The organism is Kitasatospora sp. NPDC050463 (assembly GCF_040655255.1).
GTDB lineage: Bacteria > Actinomycetota > Actinomycetes > Streptomycetales > Streptomycetaceae > Kitasatospora.
In genome coordinates, this window is record NZ_JBFAJO010000034.1 from 68,073 (window position 1) to 94,270 (window position 26,198).

23 protein-coding genes are annotated in these 26,198 nt (G+C 74.0%); 13 read left to right on the top strand and 10 right to left on the bottom strand.

Going from position 1 to position 26,198, the window contains the following annotated elements:
- The first annotated feature begins 62 nt into the window (after positions 1 to 62).
- Together AB0J08_RS22040 and AB0J08_RS22045 are read left to right on the top strand one after the other, a co-directional pair.
- Positions 63 to 1,424 carry a DUF2252 domain-containing protein gene (locus AB0J08_RS22040; protein WP_360636708.1) on the top strand — a complete coding sequence of 454 codons (1,362 nt, stop codon included), beginning with the start codon at positions 63 to 65 and terminating at the stop codon, positions 1,422 to 1,424.
- Between the two features lie 127 nt (positions 1,425 to 1,551).
- Complete coding sequence (locus tag AB0J08_RS22045; protein ID WP_360636783.1) at positions 1,552 to 2,349, top strand: helix-turn-helix transcriptional regulator; 798 nt, start codon at positions 1,552 to 1,554, stop codon at positions 2,347 to 2,349.
- Here AB0J08_RS22045 and AB0J08_RS22050 read toward each other — a convergent pair.
- Positions 2,328 to 2,834, bottom strand: coding sequence for a hypothetical protein (locus AB0J08_RS22050; RefSeq protein ID WP_360636711.1), 507 nt, complete (start codon positions 2,832 to 2,834; stop codon positions 2,328 to 2,330). The genes AB0J08_RS22045 and AB0J08_RS22050 overlap by 22 nt on opposite strands.
- Before the next feature lie 354 nt (positions 2,835 to 3,188).
- On the opposite strand from AB0J08_RS22050, the gene AB0J08_RS22055 reads away from it, so the two are divergent.
- The gene (locus AB0J08_RS22055; RefSeq protein ID WP_360636714.1) at positions 3,189 to 4,754 is read left to right on the top strand and encodes a hypothetical protein; all 1,566 of its coding nucleotides are present in this window, start codon (positions 3,189 to 3,191) and stop codon (positions 4,752 to 4,754) included.
- A 261-nt stretch (positions 4,755 to 5,015) separates the two neighbouring features.
- On the opposite strand, the gene AB0J08_RS22060 is transcribed toward AB0J08_RS22055, so the two are convergent.
- Positions 5,016 to 6,506, bottom strand: a complete 1,491-nt coding sequence (locus AB0J08_RS22060; protein ID WP_360636717.1) for a hypothetical protein — start codon at positions 6,504 to 6,506, stop codon at positions 5,016 to 5,018.
- Between the two features lie 324 nt (positions 6,507 to 6,830).
- Between AB0J08_RS22060 and AB0J08_RS22065 the strand changes: the two genes are divergently transcribed.
- The 4 genes from AB0J08_RS22065 (at position 6,831) to AB0J08_RS22080 (ending at position 10,246) form a co-directional block, all read left to right on the top strand.
- Complete coding sequence (locus AB0J08_RS22065; protein WP_360636720.1) at positions 6,831 to 8,138, top strand: sensor histidine kinase; 1,308 nt, start codon at positions 6,831 to 6,833, stop codon at positions 8,136 to 8,138.
- Positions 8,135 to 8,803: a response regulator transcription factor gene (locus tag AB0J08_RS22070; RefSeq protein WP_360636723.1), complete on the top strand. Its 669-nt coding sequence runs from the start codon at positions 8,135 to 8,137 to the stop codon at positions 8,801 to 8,803. Before AB0J08_RS22065 ends, AB0J08_RS22070 begins: the two co-directional genes overlap by 4 nt.
- Before the next feature lie 117 nt (positions 8,804 to 8,920).
- A complete protein-coding gene (locus tag AB0J08_RS22075) occupies positions 8,921 to 9,835 on the top strand; it encodes a hypothetical protein (RefSeq protein WP_360636726.1) in 915 nt (304 codons plus the stop codon).
- 87 nt (positions 9,836 to 9,922) lie between these two features.
- Positions 9,923 to 10,246, top strand: a complete 324-nt coding sequence (locus AB0J08_RS22080; RefSeq protein WP_360636729.1) for a hypothetical protein — start codon at positions 9,923 to 9,925, stop codon at positions 10,244 to 10,246.
- A 33-nt stretch (positions 10,247 to 10,279) separates the two neighbouring features.
- On the opposite strand, the gene AB0J08_RS22085 is transcribed toward AB0J08_RS22080, so the two are convergent.
- The 5 genes from AB0J08_RS22085 to AB0J08_RS22105 all read right to left on the bottom strand — a co-directional run bounded on the left by AB0J08_RS22085 (position 10,280) and on the right by AB0J08_RS22105 (position 16,365).
- Positions 10,280 to 11,791: a Clp protease N-terminal domain-containing protein gene (locus tag AB0J08_RS22085; RefSeq protein WP_360636786.1), complete on the bottom strand. Its 1,512-nt coding sequence runs from the start codon at positions 11,789 to 11,791 to the stop codon at positions 10,280 to 10,282.
- Complete coding sequence (locus AB0J08_RS22090; protein WP_360636732.1) at positions 11,709 to 13,166, bottom strand: caspase family protein; 1,458 nt, start codon at positions 13,164 to 13,166, stop codon at positions 11,709 to 11,711. Before AB0J08_RS22090 ends, AB0J08_RS22085 begins: the two co-directional genes overlap by 83 nt.
- Position 13,167: 1 nt before the next feature.
- Positions 13,168 to 13,551 (bottom strand): hypothetical protein, encoded by a 384-nt coding sequence (locus tag AB0J08_RS22095; protein WP_360636735.1) that lies wholly within the window; start codon positions 13,549 to 13,551, stop codon positions 13,168 to 13,170.
- Positions 13,552 to 13,754: 203 nt separating this feature from the next.
- Positions 13,755 to 14,669: a diacylglycerol kinase gene (locus AB0J08_RS22100; RefSeq protein WP_360636738.1), complete on the bottom strand. Its 915-nt coding sequence runs from the start codon at positions 14,667 to 14,669 to the stop codon at positions 13,755 to 13,757.
- A gap of 73 nt (positions 14,670 to 14,742) precedes the next feature.
- On the bottom strand, positions 14,743 to 16,365 hold the full coding sequence (locus tag AB0J08_RS22105) for an FAD-binding oxidoreductase (protein ID WP_360636741.1): 1,623 nt from the start codon (positions 16,363 to 16,365) through the stop codon (positions 14,743 to 14,745).
- Between the two features lie 20 nt (positions 16,366 to 16,385).
- On the opposite strand from AB0J08_RS22105, the gene AB0J08_RS22110 reads away from it, so the two are divergent.
- Together AB0J08_RS22110 and AB0J08_RS22115 are read left to right on the top strand one after the other, a co-directional pair.
- Positions 16,386 to 16,994: a helix-turn-helix domain-containing protein gene (locus tag AB0J08_RS22110; RefSeq protein WP_360636744.1), complete on the top strand. Its 609-nt coding sequence runs from the start codon at positions 16,386 to 16,388 to the stop codon at positions 16,992 to 16,994.
- A gap of 117 nt (positions 16,995 to 17,111) precedes the next feature.
- The gene (locus AB0J08_RS22115) at positions 17,112 to 18,668 is read left to right on the top strand and encodes a glycerol-3-phosphate dehydrogenase/oxidase (RefSeq protein WP_360636747.1); all 1,557 of its coding nucleotides are present in this window, start codon (positions 17,112 to 17,114) and stop codon (positions 18,666 to 18,668) included.
- 35 nt (positions 18,669 to 18,703) lie between these two features.
- Here AB0J08_RS22115 and AB0J08_RS22120 read toward each other — a convergent pair whose 3' ends face one another.
- The gene (locus tag AB0J08_RS22120) at positions 18,704 to 18,997 is read right to left on the bottom strand and encodes a hypothetical protein (RefSeq protein ID WP_360636750.1); all 294 of its coding nucleotides are present in this window, start codon (positions 18,995 to 18,997) and stop codon (positions 18,704 to 18,706) included.
- Between the two features lie 178 nt (positions 18,998 to 19,175).
- Positions 19,176 to 19,955 (bottom strand): SDR family oxidoreductase, encoded by a 780-nt coding sequence (locus AB0J08_RS22125; protein WP_360636753.1) that lies wholly within the window; start codon positions 19,953 to 19,955, stop codon positions 19,176 to 19,178.
- 122 nt (positions 19,956 to 20,077) lie between these two features.
- Between AB0J08_RS22125 and AB0J08_RS22130 the strand changes: the two genes are divergently transcribed.
- A complete protein-coding gene (locus AB0J08_RS22130) occupies positions 20,078 to 20,989 on the top strand; it encodes a LysR family transcriptional regulator (RefSeq protein ID WP_360636756.1) in 912 nt (303 codons plus the stop codon).
- Between the two features lie 147 nt (positions 20,990 to 21,136).
- The gene (locus AB0J08_RS22135) at positions 21,137 to 21,712 is read left to right on the top strand and encodes a TerD family protein (RefSeq protein ID WP_329490340.1); all 576 of its coding nucleotides are present in this window, start codon (positions 21,137 to 21,139) and stop codon (positions 21,710 to 21,712) included.
- Between the two features lie 77 nt (positions 21,713 to 21,789).
- Here the strand turns inward: AB0J08_RS22135 and AB0J08_RS22140 are convergent, their stop codons facing one another.
- Positions 21,790 to 23,070, bottom strand: coding sequence for an FAD-dependent monooxygenase (locus AB0J08_RS22140; protein WP_360636759.1), 1,281 nt, complete (start codon positions 23,068 to 23,070; stop codon positions 21,790 to 21,792).
- Between the two features lie 326 nt (positions 23,071 to 23,396).
- Here AB0J08_RS22140 and AB0J08_RS22145 point away from each other — a divergent pair, with 326 nt between their 5' ends.
- Together AB0J08_RS22145 and AB0J08_RS22150 are read left to right on the top strand one after the other, a co-directional pair.
- Positions 23,397 to 25,445, top strand: a complete 2,049-nt coding sequence (locus AB0J08_RS22145; protein ID WP_360636762.1) for an NADPH-dependent 2,4-dienoyl-CoA reductase — start codon at positions 23,397 to 23,399, stop codon at positions 25,443 to 25,445.
- A 38-nt stretch (positions 25,446 to 25,483) separates the two neighbouring features.
- Positions 25,484 to 26,095, top strand: coding sequence for a PadR family transcriptional regulator (locus AB0J08_RS22150; RefSeq protein WP_360636765.1), 612 nt, complete (start codon positions 25,484 to 25,486; stop codon positions 26,093 to 26,095).
- The last annotated feature ends 103 nt before the right edge of the window (positions 26,096 to 26,198 follow it).

The window sequence follows — 26,198 nt, forward strand, 5'->3', positions numbered from 1 at the left end:
AGGTTGACCTAGCGTCGCGAGGGGGTGTTCCGGCCCCGTCGTCCGACCCGAGGAGCGAGCGCATGACCAGTCCCGCCGAACGCCGCCGGCGCGGCCGGGCCGCTCGCGACCGGGTCTCGCGCTCCGCCCACGGCCGCTGGATCCCCGCCGCCGACCGACCCGACCCGGTCGCGGTGCTGGAACGGCAGGGGAGGGACCGGGTCGCCGAGCTGCTGCCGATCCGCTACGGCCGGATGGCCGAGTCCGCCTTCGCCTTCCTGCGCGGCGCGGCCGCCGTGATGGCCGCCGACCTCGCGGCCGTCCCCGACACCGGCATCGTCGTCCAACTCTGCGGCGACGCACACCTGGTGAACTTCGGCATGTACGCCTCGCCGGAGCGCGCGCTGCTCTTCGGCCTCAACGACTTCGACGAGACCTACCCCGGCCCGTTCGAGTGGGATGTCAAACGGCTCGCCGCGAGCGTCGCCGTCGCGGCCCGCGACAAGGGCAACGACGACGCGCACGCCCGCCGGGCCGCACTCGCGGCGGGGCAGGGCTACGCCACCGCGATGCGGCGCCTGGCGACGATGAGCGAACTCGACGTCTGGTACGCCCGGATCGACACGGAGGACCTGCTGCCGCTGATCGGCAAGGTCAAGCGCCGCAAGCGGGTCGAAGCCGGGATGGCACACGCCCGGCGCCGCACCAGCATGCAGGCCTTCGACAAGCTCACCGAGGAGCAGGACGGCCGGCGCCGCATCATCAGCGAGCCGCCGCTGATCCAGCCGTTGTCGAAGAACGAACTCGGCAGCGTCGGACAGATCTTCAGCGACTACCGGGCCACTCTCAGCGAGGACCGCCGCGTCCTCCTCGACCGCTTCCACTTCGTCGACGCGGCGCGGAAGGTGGTCGGCGTCGGCAGCGTCGGGACCCGCTGCTACATCCTCCTGCTGGAGGGGCGCGACGCCCGCGACCCGCTCTTCCTGCAGATCAAGGAGGCTACCCGGTCCGTCCTGGAGGACCACCTGCCCGCGGGGACCCGTACCGACGCCGAGGTGTCCGCCACCCACGGCGGCCGCCGGGTCGTCGTCGGCCAGCACCTGATGCAGGCCGCCAGCGACATCTTCCTCGGCTGGACCACCGGCCCGGCCGGCCGCCACTACTACGGTCGCCAACTGCGCGACATGAAGGGCTCCGTGGAGGTCGCCGACATGACCACCTCCGGCCTGCGCGCCTACGCGGACCTCTGCGGCCGGGCCCTGGCCCGCGCTCACGCCCGCTCCGGAGACCGGCTCGCCATCGCGGGCTACCTGGGCTCGAACGACACCTTTCCGGAGGCGATCGCGGACTTCGCCCTCCGCTACGCCGACCGGACGGAGATCGACCACGCGGCCCTGCTGACCGCCATCGACGACCGGGTGATCACGGCGAAGCGGGGCATCTGAGCCCGGTCTGCCCGGTCTGCCCGGGCCGGAGCGACATCCGGGCCCGGAGCCCTCGCCGGTCCGGGAACCGGCGATGATTCCCACGAGGGAATGGCGGATTGTCCGCCGCACCGGCTACAACTGCCGGGTGGACTTTCCCCGGACGCTCCGTGAGCGTCGCACCCGGAGCCGGATCAGCCAACTCGACCTCGCCACCCGCGCGGGGACCACCCAGCGCCACCTCAGCTTCATCGAGTCGGGCCGCTCCGCGCCCGGCCGGGGCATGGTCGTGCGGCTGGCCGAGTCCCTCGACCTCCCCCTGAGGGAACGCAACGAGCTGCTGCTGGCCGCCGGTTACGCCCCCGCCTACCCCGAGAGCCCGCTCGACGGCCCCGACCTGGCCCCGGTGCGCGCCGCCATCGACCACATTCTGGCCGGCCATCTGCCCTACCCCGCCGTGGTGGTGGACCGGCAGGGTGACGTGGTCGCCGCCAACGACGCGCTCGGCCTGATCACCGAGGGCGCCGCTCCCGAACTGGTCGGCCCCGGAACGAACGCCTACCGCCTCGCCCTGCACCCCGACGGCATGGCCCCGCGCATCCTCAACTTCCCCGTCTGGGCCCGCCACATCGTCGAGCGGACCGGCCACCTGCGCGAGCTGCACGCCGAACTGCTCGGCTACGTGCCCGCGTCGGACACCCCCGGCGCCGACCACCTGGGCTTCGCCGTCCCGCTCCACCTGCGCAGTTCGCGCGGCGACCTGCACCTGATGACCACGGTGACCACCTTCGCCACCGCGGTCGACATCACGCTCGCCGAGCTGAAGCTGGAGGCCTTCCTTCCGGCCGACGAGCCGACGGCCCAGGCCCTGCGGGCGGCGCACCGGGAACGGACCCAGGGTTCGGACGTCGGAGACCCGGGCGCTCAGGGGCCGGGGAACATGTAGTCGGCCGTCACCCGGTCCTCGGCGTCCAGGACGAGGAACTCGACGCCGCTCCCGAGCGCCTCCCCGCCGCCGGTGGGGACCATCTCCCAGGTGAACCTGAGGACGTCGCCGAGCCGGACGGCCGTGTCCCGGGCCCGGAAGGTGTGCTCTCCGGCGGCGACGAACTCCTGGTAGCTCCGCGCCACCCGGGCCTCCACGGCGTTGTGGCCGCGCGCCTCCAGGGTGGGGGAGTGGAAGCCCAACTCCGCCGCCCTGTCCCGGATCTCCTCCGGCGGCTGGAGGACGTGCAGGCCGTCCGGTGCCCACACCGCCTCGATGAGCCGGCGGCGCAGCGCCGGGTCCGGCTCGATCCAGACGGCGATGTAGCGGTCGGCGATCTGCTGTGCGGTGGTGGTGCCGGTCATGGCGCTCTCCTGCGGGGTGGTGGTGGTGGTGGTGGTGCCGGCGGCGCTCCGGCCGTCGGCGGTCCGTCGTCCGGGGCCCATCCTGTGCGGCCCACCGGAGCCGGACAATTCCCGCCGGGGAATGGCCGGGTGTCCGCGCGCGGTGGGCCGTCTCCCGGTCGGCGGGGGTGCGGCCCCCGTCGGTCGACGGGTTACCGGAGGTCGAGGCCCCGTCGAAGGTCGGGGGTCGGCGGCGGTCGTTCGCTTCAACTGGACCTGATGGCAGGTCAATTGGCGTCCTTTTGGCGCCCTTGGCGCTGACTCGCGGGGCATGTTCATGACTTCGACAAGATGATTCCTCGTCAGTAACATGGCGGCGCGGCCGTGCGAGCCGCCTCCCCGCGTCCACTGATCACGGGCGGTCGTGTCCTCGTCCGCCGCTCCGAAAGAGTCCCGTTGAAGAGTTCCCTCAGCATGGCGGTCCGCCCTGCCCTCGTTTCGCTGGTGCTGCTCGGTGTCGCTGCGTGCGGGCCGACCTCGGGCGCCCAGCAGGCCTCCCCGGTGGCCGACGCGACCGGCGGTGCCCCGGTCGCCGCCTCCACCTCTACCCCCGTCGCCGGCCACGTCCCGGTGGCCGCGACCTCGCCCGGCTCCCCGCAGGCCCGGGCGGCCACCGCGGCGGCTGCCCCGACCCCCTCCGGGCCTCCGCCAGGCACCGCCCTGCCGGTCACGGCCGCCCAGCCGGGCGCGCAGCAGGCGGCCGTCGGCGCGCCCGGGAAGGACGGCACGGCCGTCTCCCCGGCCGCCAAGAACCTCCAGCTCACCGCGTACGACCCGGCCGCCGGCACGGCGGTGCTGGCGGCTGCGGCCGCCCCGTCTGCCGCCCCGTCTGCCGCTCCGACGGCAGCCCCGACGACGGCCCCGCCGGTGGCTCCGTCGACGGCGCCGTCGGTCGAGCCGTCGGCCGTCGCCGAGGCCGTCCGGCCCGGCCAGCTCATCGCCAGCCCGCCGACGGCCGCCGCGCCGCAGGGCGCGCTGGTGGCGGTCACGGCCGTCCGCTCGGCGAGCGGTGGTTCGGTCACCCTCGCGACCCGGCCGGCCACGCTGACCGAGCTGCTCGGTGGCGCCGAGGCGGACGGCAAGGTCGCCGTCGACCCGCAGGCGATCAAGGTGACGCCGCTGGTCAAGGACCTCAAGGCGACCGTCGCCCGGGAGAACGGCACCACCACGGCCGACGCCTCCGGCACGCTGGAGGTCGACGTCAACGCGCCGATCCCGCTCCCCGACGGCCTCAGCGCCGCCGCCTCCGGCTCCCTCCAGCTGCACCCCGCCGTGCACTTCGCGTACCACGGTGCCGGCGTGACCGGCCCGCGCACCGCCTCGATCGGCTTCGACCTCGGCGCCCACGCGCGGTGGAAGGTCACCGGCGACCTCGCCCGCAGCACCGGCGCCGCGCCGATCCGAGTGCCCTTCGCCAAGCTCCAGGCCAGCCCGGTCATCACGGTGGCCGGCCTGCCGGTCGTGGTGAACCTCGGGCTCACCTGCTACCTGGAGATCAGCGCCGACGGCCAGGTCCACCTGGAGGCCGAACAGGAGGCCACCGGCACCTGGGCGGTGCACGCCGACTACACCGGCGGCCGCGGCTGGACCTCGTCCACCGACGCCGCCGACACCAAGGTCTCCCCGGTCCACGTCCGGCTCAGCGGCAAGGCCGGCGCCCGCGCCGCCCTGGGCGCCGAGGTGAGCGTCGGCCTCTACGACACCGTCGGCGTCGAGGCCACCGTGGCCCCCTACCTGCGCGCCCAGGTCGACGGCTCCCTCACCGTCGACGTCCCGGGCGGCGCCCCCCAGGTACAGGGCGGCTGGGCCCTGTTGGGCGGCGTCGACCTGAACGGCGCACTCACCGCCCACCTGAAGATCTTCGGTACCCCGGTCCTGGAGGGCAAGCTCCCCCTCCCGTCCTTCCACCGCGAGTGGCCCCTGCTGACGGGCACGTTGCCCTCGCCCACCCCGAAGGCCTGATCACCCCATATCCGAGAACGCCCTGCCCCGGTCCGGTGACCGGGGCAGGGCGTTCTCGCGTCGGCGTCAGGTGCGGGTGGCAACGGCGGTCGAACACGCGCCGGTGGTGGGCGGCCGGCCTGGTCCGGGGTCGCCGCGTGGTCAGGAGCCGCCGCGTGGTCGGGAGTCCCCCGCTCCCGACCGCTCGCGCAGGCGTCGGCGAACTCCCGGGGCGGGATGTCGATCGCACCGCGTGCGTCGGTGGCGCCCCGGAACGGCTGATCAGGGGGGGCCGTCCGGGTGGTGGACGCTGAGGTCGCCGAAGGCCGGCAGGACGCCGGCCAGGTCGCCGGGTGCGTCTCGCAGAACGGCGTCCAGGAAGGCGAGGGAGGCCGCGGCGACGACGCGCGGGCTCACAGTGCGGCCCAGGGAGCCGACTATCGAGGGCACCGGCGGCAGGTACAGGGGGCCGTCCATGAACGTGAGGTGTGCGGCGCCGGGGATGGTGAGCCGGTAGCTCGTCGCGGTGCCGGCCGCGAGCGCCTCGGTGAGGCGGGGTAGGTAACGCGGATCGGTTGCCGGGGTGACGGCCTGGGTGAGCGCGAGCGTCGGCTGGTCGAGGGCGGGCGAGGTGGGGCCGTGGGGGTAGCCGTCCAGATCGATGACGGCGTCGAACCGGTGATCCTGCCGGGCTGCCTGCAGGGCGGCCGCACCCCCCATGGAGTGGCCGGTCACCGCGACCCGGCCGGTGTCCAGGCGTCCGCCCAGCGGGTCGGCGCTCCCACCCCGGTCCAGACCGTCCAGCTGGGTGAGGACGAAGCCCAGGTCGGCGGCTCGAACCGCCGTCCAGCCGGCCGCCAGCTCGTCGTCCTCGACCGGGTCGCCGGTGGAGGCGGTCTCGGTGGTGATCGTTCGGCCGTCGGTGAGGACGACGGCGGCGGAGTCGTACGGGTGGTCGAGGGCGGCGACCACGTAGCCGTGGCTGGCCACTTCTTCCGCCCAGGCGGTGTTCTGGGTCCGCACTCCGCCCGATCCGGGCGAGAACAGCACGACGGGGAACCGCCCCCCTTCGCCGGCCACCGGGGCGTTGAAGACCGAACGGGTGCGGGCGCGCGGAACGGCGTCGACCAGGAAACCCGGCAGGCCGACTCCGCGGGCGAGGGCTTCGGCGACGGTGCGCGCCTCCTGCTCCGTGCGTCCGAGGTACTGGGCCCGCTGCGCGCCCGCGGGGCTCCTCGGCGCGGGGTACCAGAGCTGGACCACGACGGTGCGCCGGTCGTCCGGGTCGGCGGTGAAGGTCTCGGGACGGCGCGGGTCGGTCCACTGCACCACGCGGGTGCCGACCGCGAACTCGCCCGTCGGTTCGGGGAACACGGGTACGGGAAAGGCCCAGGCGGCCACCGGGCCCGTGGCGATCAAGCCGACGCAGGCCACTGATCCCGGCAACGCCAGCCACCAGCGGGCCCGCCACGCCGGCCGGCCGGTACGGCGTCGCAGCACGGGAGCGAAGGCGAACGGCGATGCGAAGGCAGCGCCTGCCAGGACCGGCAGCATCTGCCAGCGGAGCCCCGCCACGCCCAGCGCGATCGCGGACAGCAGGAGGACCGCTCCCGCCGCGATCGTGACGCGCGGGCGGGCGGCGGGGGGAAGCCAGCGCGCCACCACCAGTGCGACGGCAGCCGGCACGGCAAGGATTTCCGGTGGGGACATCTGCAGTCCCGCGATGATCTCGGTCACCCGGCCATACTCGGCGCCGGGTGCGCGCTGCCACATCGACCCCGGGGCGCCGTCGCTTACGACCGGGGTCGCAATCCGTGGCAGGTCCCCGTGCAACCGGAGCAGCACCGAGCACGCCGGATCAGCGGCCGCCCTGCGACCACGGGAGGTAGTGGGACTCCTCCTGCGGTCGTATCCCGGCACGGTGCCGTCAGACGGTGGACTGATGTGCTGCGCCGGGCCCGCGGCCTACCGTGACAGGGCTGCGGTACGTGCCGGGCAGCGCGAGGCGTACGTCCTCCGTAATCGACGCGGATCCGGCGGTACGCGGTGGCAGCCCCGGTCGGGGCCGCCATGACGTCGAACCGACAGGGAGGTGCGATGGCCGAGTCGGCCGCGGAACCCGGCCGGGCCCACCGGGTGCGCGACCGGGACCAGGCGCGCGACCGGCCCGAGGCGCGGTGGGCGAGGACAGCCCCACGGCTGACGAGGTACGCCGACCTGGCTTCCGGCGGAGCGGCGCGACTGGTGACAGCCGTCGCGCGCCTGGGCTCCCGACTGCCGCCCATGGTGGGGGACTCGCTGCTGCCGACGCTTCTCCTCATCAACGTCGTGACCACACGCGCGCCGCAGGAGCTGCCGGTGGCCGTGGCCCTCACCGCCGCCCTCGCGCTGCCCCTGGTGTGGCGGCGCCGGGCCCCGCTCACGGTGTTCGGCGCCGTGGCGGCCGCGGCCTTCGTCCAGTGGCTGACGGACGTCCAACTACCGGCGGACATCGCCCTGCTGGTGGCTCTCTACACGGTGGCCGCGAACTCGGGGCGGCGCGGCACGTTCGTCGCCGGTGCCGTCGTGGAGGCAGGGGTCCTGCTGGCCTGCCTGCGCTGGGCTCCGGAAGGCGCGTTCCCGACGCCCTTCGTCGCCGTCACCGCGATGGCCGTCGCCGCCGCCGTCCTCGGTGTGAACGTGCGGACCACGCGCGCCTACCTCGCGGCCCTGGAGGAACGGGCCGCACGCCTGGCGGAGGAACAGGAGCAGCAGGCGCGACTGGCCGCTGCCGAGGAGAGGACGCGCATCACCCGGGAGATGCACGACATCGTCACGCACAACCTGTCCGTCATGGTCGCGCTCACCGACGCCGCCGTCTACGCGCAGCACCGGTCGCCCGACAAGGCCACCACCGCGATGCTCCAGGTCTCCGAGACAGGCCGACAGGCCCTGACCGACATGCGGCGCTCGCTCGGCATCCTACGGACCGACGAACCGGACGCGGAGCGCCACCCGTTGCCCGGCATCGCACAACTGGAGACCCTCGCCGACCAGATGTCCGCCGCCGGGCTGCCGACCCGCCTGGAGGTCCACGGCGACCGCACCCACATCCCCGCCAGCGCACAACTCACCGTCTACCGCCTGGTACAGGAAGCCTTGACCAACGCCCTCAAGCACACTCCCACCGGCACTCACGCGAAGGTCCGGATACGGTGCTCGGCCGACACCGTCACCGTGGACGTCACCGACAGCGGTCCCTGCCCGCCGCCGCCCGCCGCCACCTCCTCCGGCCACGGCATCCCCGGCATGCGCGAACGCTCGGCCGCCTACGGGGGGACGTTGCGGGCCGGACCGCTTCCGGGGGGCGGCTGGGGAGTCCGTACCCGCCTCCTCCTCGACAGCAGCGGAGCGGCGTCCGCATGACGATCCGCATCCTGATCGCCGACGACGAAGCGCTGCTCCGGATGGCCTTCGGCACGGTCCTGGAGGCCCAGCCGGACATGGCACCGGTCGGCGAAGCCGCCGACGGCGCACAGGCCGTACGCCTCGCCCGGGAGCTGCGCCCCGATGTCGTCCTCATGGACGTCCGGATGCCCGGGACGGACGGGATCGAGGCGACCCGACAGATCGTCGCGCTCTGCCCGCAGAGCAGAGTGCTCATCCTCACCACCTTCGACCTGGACGACTACGCCTTCGCCGGGCTCAACGCCGGAGCCTCGGGCTTCCTGCTGAAGAACACCAGACCCGAGGAGCTCCTCACCGCGATACGCAGCGTCGCCGCGGGCGACGCGGTGGTCTCCCCGCGGATCACCCGACGTCTGCTGGAGCACTTCCGCCCGCACATCCCCGGCGGCAGCGGCGCCGGCACCGAGCACGGCGAGCGGCTGAGCCGGCTCAGCGCCCGTGAACGCGAGGTCCTCGTCCAGGTGGGCCACGGTCTGTCCAACACCGAGATCGCGGCCGCCCTGTACCTCGCGGAGGCGACCGTGAAGTCCCATCTGGGGCGAATCCTGCACAAGCTCGAACTCCGTGACCGGATCCAGGCCGTGGTCTTCGCCTACGAAAGCCGCCTCGTCCACCCGGCCTGACCCCGCCGATCCGGCTGGTCCGGTTGTTCTGCTCTCCGCACACGCAAGGTGTTCGGAGGCCCCCGGCAGTGCGCCGCGGGCGGCCGGGGTGTCAGTGGTCCGTGTCAGAGTGACGGCATGTTGGCGATCACGGCACACACGGAGTCCGGCGCGCGGCACCCTCGGGTGACCGCCGAGGCGCTGGCCGAGCTGATCCACGGCATCGGCGGGCCGGACAACCACTTCCTCATCGTCGAGCGGATGCCGGAGGTCCCGGACTTCTACATCCAGGTGTGGCACGAGACCGGGGGCGAGTACACGTTGGAGCACCGCGTCGGCTCCGCCGACCGGCACTTCCAGGTGCTGCTCGACAGACCCGAGCCGGTGATCGCGGCGATGACCGGCTGGGCCCGCCTCCAGGACGGCTGGGACGACGGGCTGGACTGGACGCGGCTTGCCCTGGCCGGGGAGCCCGTCCCACCGCTGGTTCTGGACGAGGACGACCGCGTGCAACTGGAGGGGCGACTCCGGCAGACCCTCGTCGGCGGCTACCCGTCGCGGGCGGAACTCGCCGAACTCGCGGAGGACTACCTCGTCTCCGGTGATCGCCGGCCGGTCTCACCCGCGCAGGCACGGGAGCTGGCCGACCGGATGTGGCGCGAGCGGGTCGAGGAGCAGGCCGCCTGGGAGGGCGAGACGGACCCGGACCGGCTCACCCGTGCGTTCGCCACACTGGAGGCGGCCGGGATAACGGCCCGTGAGAACTTCACCTGCTGCCGCTCCTGCGGTGAGTCCGAGATCGGCGGTGCGGGCTCGTCGGAGGCCCGCGGCTTCGTCTACTTCCACACGCAGTCCACCGATGCGGCCGCCGCCGGCCACGGGCTGACGCTGCTCTACGGTGGGTTCGACGGCTCGGCGGACACGACGGCCGCCATCGGCCGGGAGGTGGTGGCGGCGCTGGCGGAAGTCGGTCTGCCGGCAGCCTGGGACGGAGATCCGGCCCAGGCCGTCGAGGTGCGGCCGCTGGACTGGCGCCGGCGGCTCGTCGGGTGACGCCAACCGCTGCCCGGCCCGGCCGGATGACGGCGGCGGCGGGCCGGCTGCGTGGACATCCGGGCGCGGTACCGGGAGGATCGGCCCATGACTGCTGACGGACCGTTGACCGAGGAAGACCTCAGCGCGATGGAACGACGGGCCGCCGCGGCGGCACCGGGCCCGTGGGCCGCCTGGCTGGAGGGGCGGCACGGCCTCGGCGGCGACAGCTTCATCCGGATCCGTCCCGAGGCGGACCAGGACGAGGAGATCTACGTCAGTCGGTTCGTCGAAGGCGCGCAGCTGGCCGGGCGGGACCCGAGGCTCGACGCGGACATCGACTTCATCGCGGCCGCACGCCAGGACGTGCCCCGCCTGATCGCCGAGGTCAGGCGCCTGCGGGCGGCGGCGGACCGGTCACGCGGCTGGTGAACTCCCGGGGCGGTGAGTGCACGGCAGGTCCCGTCAGCTCATCGCCCAGACCGAGGGGTCGTGGGGCACGGTCGGGCGCGGCACGGTGGTGCCGGTCCCGGGGCGGGACGGCCGGTCGTGGGCCTCGTCCGGCGGGGTGGGCGGAAGGCCGGAGTGGACCGCGAGGGCGTTCACCACGTCGGCTTCGTCGACCCGGCGGCCCGGGGCTCCAGCCCCGCCCGTCTGTAGACGGCGTTCGGCGAGCGCCGCGATCAACTGCGCCACCTCCCCATCGTGGCGGGCCGCCAGTTCGACGTCCTGGCCGGCAAGCGCGGAAGCCCGGTCCTCCTGCCGTTCGGCGATCCGCTTCTCGTACTCGTCGACGACGGGATCGGGCTGCCGGTCCGCATCACGGGCGCCGGCCTGGGCACTCGCCTCGTCGAGCAGGTCGATGGCGGCGCCCGGCATCGCCTGGCCGGGTAGGTTGTCCCGCGCGAGTGCGGCGGCGGTGGAGAGCGCCGCGTCGACGATGGTCACGCCGTGGTGCTTCTCCAGCCGGGGCCGGACGACGCGCAGGATCTCCAGGACGTCCTCCACCGGGGGTTCGCCGATCTCCAGCGGCTGGAGCAGCTTGTCGAGGCCCGGATCCGGTGTCCGGCGGCGGTACTCGGCGGTGGTGCAGGCGGCGATGACGTGGACGCCCGGCTGGCCGAGGACGGACCGGAGGAAGGCGAGTGCTTCGCCTCGGCCCTCCTGGGTGTGCAGGACGGTGAGTGCGTTGTCGAGGAAGAGAACGAGGTCGTCGCTGTGCTTGATCTCGGTGAGCAGGCCGGTCATGAGTTCCGCGAAGCGTCCGTGGTTCTGCGGGTTGGTGAAGACGGAGCCGAGGTCGAGAGAGTGGACGGCCCGGCGGGCGAACGCCGCCGGGACGGTTTCGGCGGCGATGGCGTGGACCAGGCCCGTGACGATGCTGGTCTTGCCGACGCCCGGCTCGCCGACGAGCAGGGGGACGTTCCGCTGCCGCCGGGCGAGGATGTGGGTGAGTCGCTCGATCTCCCGTGTCCGTCCGACTACGGGGTCGAGTGCACCGGTGGCCGCCGCCTGGCTGAGGTTCCGGGCGAACCGGTTCAGTCGCGGGGTGGGGGGAGGAGCCGGCTTCGGGGCGGGTGCGAGGCCGACCAGGATACTGATGACCTCCTGACGTACCCGGTCGAGGGGGGTTCCGAGCCTCGTCGCCACGATCTGGGCGGCGACGCCTTCGCCCTCGCGGATCACGCCGAGCAGGATGTGCTCGGGGCCGATGTCGTCGTGACCGAGTCGCAGGGATTCCTGGAATGACAGGTCCAGGACTTTCCTCACCCGGGGGGTCAGGGGAATGTGACCGGACGGGGCGACCTGACCCAGGCCGATGACCTCCACGACCTGCTGGTGAACGGCTTCGAGAGAGATCCCGAGGTTCCTCAGGGCCTGGGCGGCGGCACTCTCACGCTCGTGGATCAGACCCAGGAGGAGGTGCTCGGTGCCGACGTAGTTGTGGTTGAGCCTCCGGGCATTTTCCTGAGCCAGGACGACGACCCGCCGCGCGCGGTCGGTGAACTTTTCGAACACGCTGGTCAATCCCTTTCCTGGTCCCTGCCGAACGCCGCGAGGTCCGTCCGTGCCCGTTCCGTGTGGGGGTGCTCGTCCCCCAGGACTCGCTCCCGCTCCGCCACCAGTTGCCGCAGCAGCGCCGCCGCCTCGTCGCCGCCTCGTCGCCGCCCCCGCTGAGCGCGAGGTTGCGGGCGAGCAGGTGGCGGGTGCGCAGGGTGTGCGCGTCCTCGGTGCCCAGGAGGCGGCTGCGGTCGGCGAGCAGGATGCGCAGCATGCCGACAGCCTCCTCCCGGTGGCCGGCTTCGCCGAGGTTGACGGCGAGGAACTGCCGGGTGCGCAGGGTGTCCTGGTGGTCGGGGCCGAGCAAGCGGGCGTGGTCGGCGAGGAGCTGCCGCAGGAGGCGCGCGGCTTCGGCCGGGTCCCCGGCGGCGCCGAGACTGTGTGCCTGGGACTGTCGGCCGAGCAGGGTGTCGGCGTCCTCGGGGCCGAGGATCCGGGTCGACTCCTCGACGATGCCGTGCAGCGTCTCCGCGGCCTCCTTCCAGTGGCCGTCCTTGCCCCGCTCCACCGCTGCGACGCGCCGTTCGCGCAGTTCGGGGCCGGCGGTCGCGGCGAAGGCCCGGTTGATGCCGAGGGCGATCAGGCTGGCGGTCCGGGTACCCCGGTTGAGCGGGGTCGGCAGGCCCTCGGCCGCCATGGTGGTGGCGAGCCGCTGGTAGAGGTCGTCGACGGTGAGGAGTTCGGGGCCGCCGACGACGCCTTCGCGGAGCAGGCGGATCAGCCGTCCCGAGAAGGCGGTGTGGTCCTCCCCGGGCAGCGAGAGCGCGACCTGGTCGCGATGGGCGGAGGTGAGGACGTAGGTGCCTGCCACTTCGAGCCGGCTGAGTTCGGTGACGTCGGCGGCCATCGAGTCGGTGACGACGCGGCCGGAGAAGCAGCAGTCCAGGACGATGAGCTTGGCGGTGGCGGGGCTGTCGAGCACGGCGCCGCGCAGCTTGTCGTACTCCAGGGCGCTGAACTCGGGTGCCACGAACTCGCTGTCCGGGAGGCCGAGATAGAGGTCGTGGCGGCGTCCGGCGACCAGGCCGTGCCCGGTGTAGTAGACCAGCAGGAGGTCCTCCGCCTCCTGGACGGCGGTGCGCAGCCGTTGGCCGACCGTCCGCAGGTCGCCGTCGTCCAGCAGGACGGTGCAGTGGTCCTCGGGGACGAGTCCGTGCGTCGGGTCGGTGAGGACCGCCGCGAGGTCGGTGATCGTCCGGGGGACGGCGGGGAGGTCGAGCAGGTGGGGATCGCGGTAGGTGCCGGCACCGATGAGGACGATCCGGGAGCGCTGCGGGTCCGGAAGGCGCACGTCACTCCTGCTCGGGGGCGGCGCTGTCCGGTACCGGGCCGTGCTCCAGCACCTGGCGCAGGACGGCCTCCAGCTCGGCGGCGCTCACCCGTTTCGCGTCGAGTTCCACGGACTCGCCGTCCGGGCGCCGGATCTTGAGCCGGACGTCGCTGCGCCGGGGGTGGGCGAACCAGGTGCGCAGCGAGGCGGCCAGCACCGAGAGGGCGCCGCCGGCTCCGACCGCGACCGTCAGGACGTCCAGGGCCGTGCCGAGTTCACCGGGCTTTGGCGCCGCGCCGGTGAGGCCCACGGTGCCGGAGAGCTCGGGCTCGCCCCGGAGCCAGTCGGTCAGCGATTCCGCGTCCGCGGCGGGCTGCCCGCCGGCCACCGAGAAGTGCAGGTCCACCGCTTGTCCCCCGAAATTCACCTGGAAACGACAGGAGTTGAGGTCAGGAGTCTACTGAAGGCGGTGCGTACGACGCCCGGCGAATGCGGGAGACGGGTGCGGCGCCTACGCTGAGAACTTTGCAAAGTCCGGGGTGGTGACGGCGGCCGACCCGGTCGCACAGGAAGTCGGGCCGGCCGACCTCCTGTGCAGGGGCGCGTGCCTCAGGCCGGGGTGAGCAGGTGCAGGGCGCCCGGGACGGCCGCGACCTCGATCGGCAGGGCGGCCATGAACTCGCCGTCGGCGTAGGCGGTGATGCCGGGGGAGTCGATCCGCAGCGAGGGCGTGCGGTGGGTGGTGACCTCCGGGCGGTCGACGTGGGTGCCCTTGAAGAGGGTGGGGAAGAACCGGGCGATGCGGTGGCGGGGCATGGCGTCGACGAGGGTCACGTCGAGCAGGCCGTCGGCGGGGTCGGCGCCGGGGCAGATGAGCATGCCGCCGCCGTAGCTGGTGGTGTTGCCGACGGCCGCGAGGGTGAGGTCGCGGGCGATGACGGTGCCGTCGGCGAGGGTGATCCGGAACGGGAGCGGGCGGAGGTTGGCGAACTCGACCAGGATGGCGAGGTTGTAGCGCATCCGGCCGCGTGGCCAGCGGAGCCGGTTGGTGCGGTCGCTGACGAGGGAGTCGAAGCCGCTGGCGAGAACGGAGCCGAACCAGCGCTGCGTCCCGTCGGCCGCGGTGACCCGGCCCAGGTCCACCGTCCGGGTGTGGCCGGCGGCGACGACCTCGGCGGCGGCCTCCGGTTCGCCGCGCGGCAGCCCGTACGCGCGGGCGTGGTCGTTGCCGGTGCCCGCCGGGACGACGCCGAGCGGGACACCCGTTCCGGCGGCCGCCTGGAGGCCGAGGTTGATCATGCCGTCCCCGCCGACCACCACCAGTGCGTCGCAGGACCCGGAGGCGACGGCCGCGCCGGCCAGGGCGAGCGACTCCGCCGCCGACGAGCCGCCCCGTTCGTCGACCTCGACTCCCAGGGCGCGCAGGCGGGCGGTCGCGCGGCGGGCCGCCGGCTCGGCGTGACCGGCGGCCGCGGCCGGGTTGGTGAGGACGACGACCCGGGCGATGGTTCTCCGCTCACTCACGCGCCCACCTCGCTCCGCTCGGCGGTGGTACTCGCCCACGCGCGGCACTCGCCGGTTCGCCCACTCCGCTCGCTCAAGGGATCAGCTTGCCGGGGTTGAGGATGCCTGCCGGGTCCAGTTCGGCCTTGACCGCGCGCAGGATGCGGACGCCCAGCTCGCCGATCTCCTCGGCCATCCAGGGCCGGTGGTCGGCGCCGACGGCGTGGTGGTGGGTGATGGTGCCGCCGTTGGCCACGATGGCGGCACCCGCGGCGCGCTTGGCGACGGCCCACCGGGCGAGCGGCTCCTCGCCGAGGGCGGCGACGACGGTGAAGTACAGCGAGGCGCCGGTCGGGTAGACGTGCGAGATGTGGCAGAGCACGAGGGCGCCGGGCAGGGCGGTGGTCAGCGCGGAGGTGACCGCGAAGCGGAGGTCGGCGAGCCGGCGCCAGTCGGTCGCCGTCTCCAGGGTCTCGCAGAGCGCCCCCGCGCTCAGCAGGGAGTCCCGCAGGTAGGGTGCGTTGAACCGGCCGTGCTCCCAGGCCCGAGCCGGCGCCTCGCCCAGGGACGTGCCGCCGGCCGCCAGCAGGACGGCCCGGGTCAGCTGGTGGCGGGTGGCGACCTGCTCGGCGGAGCCCTCGAAGACGGTGACCGCCAGGCAGCCGGTGACGGCGGGTTCGCCGCCGATCTTCTCCGTCGTCGCGAGGTTGACCATGGTCTCGGCCTCGTCGGAGAGCCGGATCACCGTCGGTCCGGTGTCCTGCTGCTCCACCGCGCGCAGGGCGGCCGCACCGGTGGGGAAGTCGGGGAAGGACCACGCCTCGTAGGCCTTCACGGCGGGCACCGGGTGGATGCGGACCCGGACGGCGGTGATCACGCCCAGCGTGCCCTCCGAGCCGAGGAAGAGTTCGCGCAGGTCGGGACCGGCGGCGGAGGCGGGCGCACGGCCGAGGTCCAGGGCACCCACCGGGGTGACGACGCGCAGGCCGCGCACCATCTCGTCGAAGCGCCCGTACCCGGCGGAGTCCTGGCCGGAGGAGCGGGTGGCCGCGAAACCGCCGATGGTGGCGAAGCGGAAGCTCTGCGGGTAGTGGCCGAGTTCGAAGCCGTGCCCGGCCAACAGGGCCTCGGCCGCCGGGCCGGTGAGGCCCGCTCCCAGGACGGCCTCGCCGGAGGTGGCGTCCAGGTCGAGCAGCCGGTCGAAGCGGCGCAGGTCGAGCGAGACGACGGCGGTGAAGCCGCCGCGCTCCGGGTCCAGCCCGCCGACCACGCTGGTGCCGCCGCCGAACGGGACCACGGCGATGCGGCGTTCGGCGCAGAGGGTGAGCAGCGCGGCGATCTCGTCCTCGCTGCCCGGCAGCACGACGGCGTCCGGCGCGTCCTGCGGTTCGCGGCTGCGGCGGCGCAGCAGGTCCGGGGTGGACTTGCCGCCGGCCCGGGGGAGGCGGTCCGCGGGGGCGGCGCTGACGTACGCCTCGCCGACCACGGCGGCCAGCGCCTTCAGGTCCGCCCCGGTCAGCTGCGAGGGTCGCAGGGCGACCTCCTCGGCGGCGGGCCCGGGGGCCGCGTCGCCGGTGACGCCGAGGGCGGCGGCCAGCAGGGCCTTGATGTCGGCGGACAGCTCCTTGGCGAGGGCCGGGTCGCCCCAGGCGTCCCACTTCATCGGGGGGAGCGGCAGCGCGGCGTGGGCCGGTCCCGCTTGCGTCTCAGGTGCCATGCGTTACAGTTTCACACATCATGTCAAGTAGTAACGCTGGCCCGGTCGACCCCGAGACGACCCCCGAGCCTCGCAGCACCGATGACGCCATCCTCGACGCCGCCGCCGAGCTGATCGTGCAACTCGGCGTGCGCCGAACGCAGTTGTCCGAGATCGCCCGGCGCGCGGGGGTCAGTCGGCCCACCGTCTACCGGCGCTGGCCGGACGTCCGGGCGGTGATCGGGGCGCTGCTCACCCGCGAGATCCTCGCGACCCAGGCCACCGTCCGGCTCACGGGCGAGGACCGCGCCGCCTTCGTCGAGGGCGTCGTCGAGGTCGCCGTCCGGCTGCGCGATCACCCGGTGCTCGGTGCACTGCTGCGCTCGGCCGACTCGGACGCGCTCTTCGAGTACGTGGTCGAGCGGCTCGGCACCAGCCAGCTCGGCCTGCTGGAGGCGCTGCGCGCGGGCATCGAGCAGGGCCAGGCGCACGGCTCGGTCCGGGCCGGCGAGCCCCTCGAACTGGCCGCCATGGTGCTGCTGATCGCCCAGTCCACCGTCCAGTCGCACCGCATGGTGGCGCACCTGCTGCCCGAGGCGGCCTGGCGGCGCGAACTGGCCAGGGCACTGGACGGGTACCTCGCGCCGTGAGTGCTCGTGTCGTGAGCGCTCACGGCGTGACAGCAGACGCCGTGACGGCAGACGCCGTGACCGACGGACACCTCGCGCCCTGACCATGCACGCCGTGACGAACGGATACCTCGCGCCATGACGATCAACGCCGGGCCTTTCGCCGGAACCACCCGACTCACCTCCCGGCGGCGGGAGGTGGAGCTGGACGCGCTCGCCGCCGCCCCGGCCGTCGATCTGCTGGTCGTCGGCGGCGGGGTGACCGGCGCCGGGGTCGCGCTGGACGCGGCCGCGCGCGGGCTCCGCGTGGTCCTCGTCGAGGCCCGCGACCTGGCCTTCGGCACCAGCCGGTGGAGTTCGAAGCTGGTCCACGGCGGTCTGCGTTACCTCGCCTCCGGGCGGATCGGCGTGGCCCGGGAGAGCGCCGTCGAGCGCGGCGTGCTGATGACCCGCACTGCCCCGCACCTGGTCCGCCCGCTGCCCCAACTCGTCCCGTTGCTGCCGGGGTTGCTGCGCCCCGGGCAGGCGTCGCTGGTCCGGGCCGGCTTCGTCGCGGGGGACGCGCTGCGACTGAGCGCCCGCACGCCGAGCGCGGTGCTGCCCCGGATGCGCCGCGTCGACGCCGCCCGGGCTCGCCAACTGGTGCCCGGTGTACGGGCGGCAGGGCTGGCGGGCGCGCTGGTCGCGCACGACGGCCAACTGGTGGACGACGCACGGCTGGTGGTGGCCCTGGCCCGGACGGCCGCGCAGTACGGCGCCACCGTGCTCACCCGTGTCCGGGCGGAGGAGGTCACCGGCACCTCGGCCCGGCTGGTCGACGGCCTCACCGGGCAGTCCCTGCACCTCACCGCCGGCGCGGTGGTGAACGCCACCGGTGTCTGGGCGGGCGAGGTGGACCCGTCCATCCGGCTGCGGCCCAGCCGGGGCACCCACCTGCTGGTCGACGCGGCCGCGCTCGGCCACCCGGTCGCCGCACTCACCGTGCCGGTACCGGGCTCCACCAGCCGGTTCGTCTTCGCGCTGCCGCAGCAGCTCGGCCGGGTGGCGATCGGCCTGACCGACGAGGACGCGCCCGGGCCGGTCCCGGACGAACCGCAGCCGACCGAGGCCGAGCTCGACTTCCTCCTCGACACCGTCAACGCCGCCCTGACCACCGCGCTGACCAGGGCGGACGTGCGCGGCGCGTACGCCGGGCTGCGGCCGCTGATCGACACCGGCGGCGGCAGTACGGCCGACCTCTCCCGGCAGCACGCGGTGCTGGAGTCCCCGTCCGGGGTGATCACGGTCGTCGGCGGCAAGCTCACCACCTACCGGCGGATGGCCGAGGACGCGGTGGACACCGCCGTCCGGCTGCGCGGTCTGCCGGCCCGCGCCTGCTGGACGGCCCGCCTGCCGCTGGTCGGCGCGCCGGGGCACCGGGACAGCCGGCCGGCACCGGAGGGCGGCGTGCCCGCCTCGCTGCTCGCCCGGCACGGCGGCGCGGCACGCGAGGTCCTGGCGGCGGGCGGCGCCGAGCCGATCGCCGAGGGCATCGACGTGACCCGCGCCGAGATCGCCTACGCCGTGACGCACGAGGGCGCCCTGGACGCCTCCGACGTGCTCGACCGCCGGACCCGGATCGGCCTGGTGGCGGCGGACGCCGCCCGCGCCCGAGCCGCGGTCGAGGAGATCGTCGCGCAGAGCCGGGCGCGGTAGCGGGAGGCGCGGGGCGTGTGTCGTCGCCCCGGACGTCAGCGGTCGACGCGCTCCGGCACCGGGCGGACCGTGCCGCCCAGGTCCACCGTGCAGGCGAGCGGGTGTTCCGCCGAGCCGGTCCGTTCCAGTCGGACCGAAAGCGGCAGCGCAGGCTCCTCGGGGATCCGGGCGGCCAGGACGAGCGGGTAGACGCCGTGGCCGTGCACGCGGTGGAAGGCGCACTCCCGGCCGTCCACCAGCAGCTCGGTCTCGGTGATCCAGCCCGAGCGGACGTTCACCGTGACGGACCGGTCGGCCCGGTCGAGGTGGAAGCTGTACCGGCGTCGCATGACACCTCCCGCGCGCGGGCCTTCGCCCGCACGGCCAGTCTAGGTCCGGTCCCGCAGTGCCCGCCGGGACGGACCCCGGGCGGGCCGGCGGCTTCCGGCCCGGCACGCTTCCGGCCCGGCACGCTTCCGGGCCGGCCCGGGCCGGGCCGAGCCGCCCCGGAGCGGCGGGACGGCCCGGTCACACCAGGCGGCCGCCGCCGTCCACGTGCAGGACCGTCCCCGTGACGAACGGGCTGGCCATCGAGAAGAGGACGGCGCGAACCAGATCGTCCGTGCTGCCGACCCGGCGGGCGGGGTTGCGCTCGGCGACCGCGCGCAGGAACGGCTCCTTGTCGGTGCCCATCCGGTCCCAGGAGCCGCTGTCCACGATGCCGGGGGAGACGGCGTTGACCCGGACCGGGGCGATCTCGACGGCGAGGGCCTGGACGAGGAAGGCGAGCGCGCCGTTGGTGGCGGCCATCACCGTGCGGGCGGGGGCCGGGCGCCAGGCGGCGACTCCGGAGAAGAAGGTGAACGAGGCGCCGTCGGGTCCTTCGGTCGCGGCCTGACCGGCCAGATGCTTCGCGAGCAGCAACGGCCCCACCACCTTGGCCGCGAACGCGCGCTGGACATCGGCGAGTTCGAGTTCGGCGAGCGGACCGTTGGCGGGCATCGCGGCGGTGGAGACCAGATGGTCGAAGCGACCGGTGGCGGTGGCGAGGGCGGCGATCGACGCCTCGTCCGCGAGATCCACCGGGACGACCCGGGCCGGGCCGGACAGTTCGCCGGCCGTCCACTCCAGCTTGCGCGGGTCGGGGCCGGCCAGGATCAGCTCGGCGCCGGCGGCGGAGGCGGCGAGGGCGAGCGCGCGGCCGGTGTTCGAGCCGGCGCCGACGACCACGATGCGGCGGCCTTCGAGGGCGGTGGAGGTGAGTGCGGAGGTGGAGGCGGGCATCGGCATGGGCATCTGGGCGGTCATTCTGGGGCTCCTCGGGGGGCGGGTGGGTGGTGGGGGAGACGGGTGTCTACGCCGATCACCCTGCCCCGAGCAGCGGTGATGCGTCCAAGGCTTGTCTTTTGGGTCAGCCATAAACTCTGTGCATGGCCACTCTCCGACAGCTCGAATACCTGGTGACCGTCGTCGACACCGGGTCGTTCACCCGGGCCGCCGAGCTGCTGCACGTCACCCAGCCCGCGCTCTCGCACCAGGTGCGGGCGCTGGAGCGGGCCGTCGGCGGCCCGTTGCTGGAGCGGCTCCCGCGCGCGGTCCGACTGACGCCGATGGGCCGGGCGGTGCTTCCGCACGCCCGTGCCGCGCTCGCCGATGCCGAGCGCCTGCGCACCGCGGCCCGTCTCACGGCCGGTCTGGACTTCGGCGAGCTCGAACTCGCCACGGTCCACTCGATCAGCCTCGGCATCCTGCCGCCGGTGCTGCGGGCCTGGCGCCGGCTCCACCCGCAGGTACGGATCCGGCTGCGCGAGTACCCACACAACGACGAGTTGCGCGCGGCGATGGCGGCCGGACAGGCGGACGTCGCGGTCGGCACGCCGCCGCCGGACTGGGAGGGGCCGACCCGGGAGCTGGGTGTCGAGGAGTTCGTGCTGGCACTGCCCGCCGAGTCGGACGAGGTGAGTGACCGCCACATCGTGCGGCTGGCCGACCTGTCCGGGCGGGACTGGGTGCACTACGCGCCCGGTAACGGCCTTGCCGACCTGCTCGACGGGGCCTGTGCGGAGGCCGGGTTCCGGCCGCGGGTCGCGGTGCGGACGGAGCAGACGGCGGCCGCGCCGCTGCTGGCCGCGGCCGGGCTGGGGCCGGCCCTGGTGCCCGCCAACATCGTCCCGCCGGGCTTCGACGGCCTCGTCCGCCGCCCCGAGCCGCCCGTGCGGCGCCCGCTCGTGGCGTACACCCGGACCAGGCCGGATCCGCTGACGGCGGCCTTCGTCGACCTGCTGGCGCGGCAGGCCTGCCTGCTACCGCCGCACGTCGCCGAGCTGCTGGCGGGGCGGTGAGGGTCGGCGGGCAGCGGTCACCGACACCGCAGCCCGGTGGCGCGCAATGGCCTGGCGCACGCCGGGGGCGCATCGGGACGGATGGATTCTCGTGATCTCTACAGTGTTGTAGATTCTTCGGGAGGGAGAGCAACCGAGGAGGGCATCGTGGGAGTTTCGCTGGCCAAGGGTGGCAATGTCTCGCTGACCAAGGAGGCGCCGGGCCTGACCGCCGTCATCGTCGGTCTCGGCTGGGACGTGCGGACCACCACCGGGGCCGACTACGACCTGGACGCGAGCGCGCTGCTCTGCAACGCGCTCGGCAAGGTGGTCTCGGACCAGCACTTCGTCTTCTTCAACAACCTGCGCAGCCCCGAGGGGTCGGTCGAGCACAGTGGCGACAACCTGACCGGTGGCGGCGACGGTGACGACGAGCAGATCAGGGTCGACCTGGACGCCGTGCCGGCCGGGGTGGCCAAGGTGGTGTTCCCGGTGTCGATCTACGACGCCGACGCCCGCCTGCAGAGCTTCGGCCAGGTCCGCAACGCGTTCATCCGGATCGTCAACCAGGCCAACGGCCAGGAGATCGCCCGGTACGACCTCTCCGAGGACGCCTCGACCGAGACCGCGATGGTCTTCGGCGAGCTGTACCGCAACGGCGCCGAGTGGAAGTTCCGCGCCATCGGCCAGGGGTACGCCTCCGGCCTGCGCGGCATCGCGACCGACTACGGCGTCAACGTCTGAGGCCGGCTACGGGGTCGTGAAGACGTGCGGCCGTGCGGCCGTTCTGGCCGCACGGTCTGGGTGAACACCCCGCCCGGTCAGTCGGCCTGACGGTGGGTCGGCGGGCGTCCGAGCGCGTGTCCGCCGAACCCGCCCGTCCCGGCGACCTGTTGGCGCCACCAGGCGGTCATCGCGGCCTCGTCCATGGCCGACCAGTCCGGCGCATCGGTCACCTGGGCACGCCCGAGCCGCCGGCCGACCTCGACCATATCCCGCCCTACCGTGCCGCGTTCGCGGTCGTACGCGGGCAGCAGCTCGGCCCAGGAGTCGGCCGTCCGCCAGGCGTCCTCGAACGCGCAGGCGTCCTGTACGGCCTTGACCGCGCCGCTGGTGTTGTGCGGACGGACCACGGTGGCCGCGTCCCCGGCGAGCAGCAGGCGCCCGGCGGTGCGGCGCGGAGCCGCCAGGTCGTAGATCGGCTGGATGAACGTCCGGTCGCGGGGGCTGAGGGCGATGACCCCGGCCCAGTAGGGCGGCAGGTGTCGCTCGGCGAGCTCGGCCAGTTCCTCGAACTGCCCGGTGGTGAGCGCGCCGGCCGGCACGCTGGTGGGGTCGCCCGGTCGCAGCCAGGCCGGCGTGGGCGCGTAGAAGACGAAGTTGACCTGGGTGGAGCCCGGGGTCAGACCGGGGATGCGGTACAGCACCACCTGGCCGCCGGGGTAACAGACCGTGATCACCTCGTGCTCCGGCCAGAGCGCCGCGCCGCCGGGCACCTCCGCCAGCAGCCGGGCGTCGAAGCTGCCCCGCCAGCAGACGTAGCCGGCGTACTCGGGCCGGGCCTCGGGGCAGACGGCCTCGCGCACCACCGAGCGGTAGCCGTCGGCGCCGATCACCAGGTCGTACCGGTCCGGTCCGGCGTCCGGTGCGCCGCCCGGTGCGCCGCCCGGGCCGCCGTCCGGGCCCGTCAGCCAGGCGTGCTCGCCGTCGCCGGCCACGGTGGTGACCGCCCCGCCCAGCCGGAACTCCACGGTGTCGGGGGTGCGTTCGCGCAGGGCCTGCCAGAGTACGCCCCAGTGGTAGGAGCGGAACGGCATCTCCTGCGCCCAGAGCAGTCGTCCGCGCGGGCCGCCGTCGGGGTCGTTCGCCAGCCAGTGCCGCTGGGTGAGCCGGTGCCAGCGGATGCCGTCGTCGAGGTGGCCGGCGCGGGCCAGTTCGGTGTAGCGGTCGGCGAGCACGCAGAGGCCGACGCCGCGGTCCTCCAGCCGGCCGGGGCTGCGCTCCAGTACCACCACCCGGTCCGCCCCGCCGCGGGCGGCCGCCCGCGCGAACGCGCACCCCGCGATGCTGCCGCCGACCACGGCTATCTCTCCGCCTCGCACTGCCGTCCCCTCCCCGGGGATTCCTCCGAACCCCCTTCGGGGAACGACCATACGCACATTCCCCGTCGATCTGACGGCTGGTCAGGCAAATTGCCGGCGACCGTCGGCCGCCAGTGCGGTGCGGTGCGGCCTCAGGTGCGGTGCGGCCGCCGGGGGAGCGGCGATGCGGAAGGGGTGGTGCGGCGGGTGCGGGGCGGGCGGGTCGTTGGCCGACCTTGGGCGGCGCCGCTCCCGGAGGCCAGGTTATGCAACTAGTTGCACATCCCGCACCGCGTCCCCTACCGTGTGGTAACAACGAGCCGCCGCACGCCGCACAGGAGAAGCCGATGAGCACCGACCCCCAGCGGGCCCGGAAGCCGTACCCGCACCTGCTGAGCCCGCTCGACCTCGGTTTCACCACCCTCCCGAACCGCGTGATCATGGGATCGATGCACGTCGGCCTGGAGGAGGCACCGAACGGCTTCGAGCGGATGGCGGCCTTCTACGGAGAGCGCGCCCGCGGCGGCGTCGGCCTGATCGTCACCGGCGGCATCGCCCCCAACGAGGCCGGCCGGTCCTGGGGCGGCGGCGCCATGCTCACCACCGAGGCGGAGGCCGACCGCCACCGCGTCGTCACCGACGCCGTGCACGCCGCCGGCGGCCGCATCGCGATGCAGATCCTGCACTTCGGCCGCTACGCCTACCACCCCGACCTGGTCGCCCCCAGCGCCCTCCAGGCCCCGATCAGCCCGTACGTGCCGAACGCCCTCACCGCGGAGCAGGTCGAGCAGACCATCGAGGACTTCGCCCGCTGCGCCGCCCTCGCCCGGCGGGCCGGCTACGACGGCGTCGAGATCATGGGCTCCGAGGGCTACCTGATCAACGAGTTCACCGCCGCCGCCACCAACCAGCGCGAGGACGAGTGGGGCGGCGCGTACGAGAACCGCTTGCGCTTCCCGGTCGAGATCGTCCGCCGGGTCCGCGAGCGGGTCGGCCCCGACTTCATCCTGATCTACCGCCTCTCCATGCTCGACCTCGTCCCCGGCGGCTCCACCCTCCCCGAGGTCGTCCGGCTCGCCCAGGCCGTCGAGGCGGCCGGCGCGACCATCATCAACTCCGGCATCGGCTGGCACGAGGCACGGATCCCCACCATCGCCACCTCCGTCCCGCGCGGCGCCTACGCCTGGGTGACGAAGAAGCTGATGGGCTCGGTCACCGTCCCCCTCGTCACCAGCAACCGGATCAACACCCCGGAGATCGCCGAGCAGTTGCTCGCCGACGGCCACGCCGACCTGGTGTCGCTGGCCCGCCCGCTGCTCGCCGACGCCGACTTCGTCGCCAAGGCGCAGGACGACCGCTCGGCGTCCATCAACACCTGCATCGGCTGCAACCAGGCCTGCCTGGACCACACCTTCAGCGGTCAGATCACCTCCTGCCTGGTCAACCCGCGCGCCTGTCACGAGACCGAACTCGTGCTCGCGCCCACCAAGCTGCGCAAGCGGATCGGCGTCGTCGGTGCGGGGCCGGCCGGCCTGGCGTTCACCGTCTCCGCCGCCGAACGCGGCCACGCCGTCACCCTGTTCGACGCGGCCGACACCGTCGGCGGGCAGCTGAACATCGCCCGGCGCATCCCCGGCAAGGAGGAGTTCGACGAGACCCTGCGCTACTACCGCACCCGGCTGGCCGAGCTGGCGGTCGAGCTGCGGCTCGGGGCACCCGTGGCGGCGGAGCAGCTCGCCGCCGAGGGCTTCGACGAGATCGTGCTCGCCACCGGCGTCACCCCGCGACGCCCGGCCGACCTCCCGGGCGTCGACCACCCCAGCGTCCTCGGCTACCTGGACGTACTGCGCGACGGCGCGCCCGTCGGCGAGCGGGTCGCCGTCCTCGGCGCGGGCGGCATCGGCTTCGACGTCGCCGAGTACCTCACCGACCAGGGCGACGCCGCCAGCCTCAACCCGCCGGTGTTCCACCGCAAGTGGGGCATCGACCCGGAGTACCGCGAGCGCGGCGGCCTCACCCGCCCCGAGCCGCCCCGGCCCCCGCGCAGCGTCCACCTGCTGCAGCGCAAGAGCACCAAGGTCGGCGCCGGCCTCGGCAAGACCACCGGCTGGATCCACCGCACCGAGCTCAAGCACCGCGGCGTCACCATGGTCGCCGGCGCGAGCTACGAACTGATCGACGACGCCGGCCTGCACTTCGTGGTGGACGGTGAGCGCCAGCTCCTGCCCGTCGACACCGTCGTCCTCTGCACCGGCCAGGAGCCCCGCCGCGAGCTGGACACCGCCCTGCGCGAGCTCGGCATCACCCCGCACCTGATCGGCGGCGCCGACGTGGCCGCCGAACTCGACGCCAAGCGGGCCGTCAAGCAGGGCACCGAGCTGGCGGCCACGATCTGAGCCGAGGCGTGCCGGGCGGCGGGATCTAGGATCGACCCATGTCCCTGCCGCACGCCATCCTCACCGCCCTGCTGGAGAAGCCGTCCTCGGGGCTGGAGCTGACCCGGCGGTTCGACAGGTCGATCGGCTTCTTCTGGCCCGCCACCCACCAGCAGATCTACCGCGAACTGGGCCGGCTGGAGACCGCCGGCCTGATCCGGGCGCTCCCGCAGGACGGCCCGGTGCGCGGGCAGAAGAAGGAGTACGAGGTCCTGCCCGCCGGTCGTGCCGAGCTCGAACGGTGGACGGCCGGCGGGGACGAACCGAAGGCCGTCCGCGAACCCCTGTTGCTGCGGCTGCGTGCGGCAGCGGTGGTCGGCACGGCCGGCCTGGACGCCGAGCTGTCCCGCCATCTCGCCCTTCACCGAGCGCAGTTGGCCGACTACCGGGAGATCGAGCGGCGGGACTTCCCGGCGGACGGCGCGACCACGGGTGCCCGGGCGGCCGAGGGTGACTCGGCAGGTCAGGGGGACTCGGCAGCCCAGCGCGACTCGGCAGCCCAGGGAGACCGGCTCCAGCATGCCGTGCTGCGGGCCGGCATCGGGCTGGAGTCCTTCTGGGTCGAGTGGCTCATCGAGACCCGTGCCGCCCTCTCGGCGGAGCCGTCCTGATCGGCACTCCACGGGGCCTGACCTGCGACGACATCGCTCGGACAGGCGGTGGCCGCAGGCCGGTGGGACACTGAGTGCCTGTCCCTGCCCGACTCCCGATCGG

What these genes read in the sequence shown, in the direction of transcription:
- AB0J08_RS22075 (WP_360636726.1), top strand. Translation starts at nt 8,921, where the DNA reads ATGTTGGCGATCACGGCACACACGGAGTCCGGCGCGCGGCACCCTCGG.
- AB0J08_RS22105 (WP_360636741.1), bottom strand. Translation starts at nt 16,365, where the DNA reads ATGGCACCTGAGACGCAAGCGGGACCGGCCCACGCCGCGCTGCCGCTC.
- AB0J08_RS22115 (WP_360636747.1), top strand. Translation starts at nt 17,112, where the DNA reads ATGACGATCAACGCCGGGCCTTTCGCCGGAACCACCCGACTCACCTCC.
- AB0J08_RS22125 (WP_360636753.1), bottom strand. Translation starts at nt 19,955, where the DNA reads ATGACCGCCCAGATGCCCATGCCGATGCCCGCCTCCACCTCCGCACTC.
- AB0J08_RS22080 (WP_360636729.1), top strand. Translation starts at nt 9,923, where the DNA reads ATGACTGCTGACGGACCGTTGACCGAGGAAGACCTCAGCGCGATGGAA.
- AB0J08_RS22145 (WP_360636762.1), top strand. Translation starts at nt 23,397, where the DNA reads ATGAGCACCGACCCCCAGCGGGCCCGGAAGCCGTACCCGCACCTGCTG.
- AB0J08_RS22110 (WP_360636744.1), top strand. Translation starts at nt 16,386, where the DNA reads ATGTCAAGTAGTAACGCTGGCCCGGTCGACCCCGAGACGACCCCCGAG.
- AB0J08_RS22150 (WP_360636765.1), top strand. Translation starts at nt 25,484, where the DNA reads ATGTCCCTGCCGCACGCCATCCTCACCGCCCTGCTGGAGAAGCCGTCC.
- AB0J08_RS22120 (WP_360636750.1), bottom strand. Translation starts at nt 18,997, where the DNA reads ATGCGACGCCGGTACAGCTTCCACCTCGACCGGGCCGACCGGTCCGTC.
- AB0J08_RS22065 (WP_360636720.1), top strand. Translation starts at nt 6,831, where the DNA reads ATGGCCGAGTCGGCCGCGGAACCCGGCCGGGCCCACCGGGTGCGCGAC.
- AB0J08_RS22130 (WP_360636756.1), top strand. Translation starts at nt 20,078, where the DNA reads ATGGCCACTCTCCGACAGCTCGAATACCTGGTGACCGTCGTCGACACC.
- AB0J08_RS22040 (WP_360636708.1), top strand. Translation starts at nt 63, where the DNA reads ATGACCAGTCCCGCCGAACGCCGCCGGCGCGGCCGGGCCGCTCGCGAC.
- AB0J08_RS22050 (WP_360636711.1), bottom strand. Translation starts at nt 2,834, where the DNA reads ATGGGCCCCGGACGACGGACCGCCGACGGCCGGAGCGCCGCCGGCACC.
- AB0J08_RS22070 (WP_360636723.1), top strand. Translation starts at nt 8,135, where the DNA reads ATGACGATCCGCATCCTGATCGCCGACGACGAAGCGCTGCTCCGGATG.
- AB0J08_RS22060 (WP_360636717.1), bottom strand. Translation starts at nt 6,506, where the DNA reads ATGTGGCAGCGCGCACCCGGCGCCGAGTATGGCCGGGTGACCGAGATC.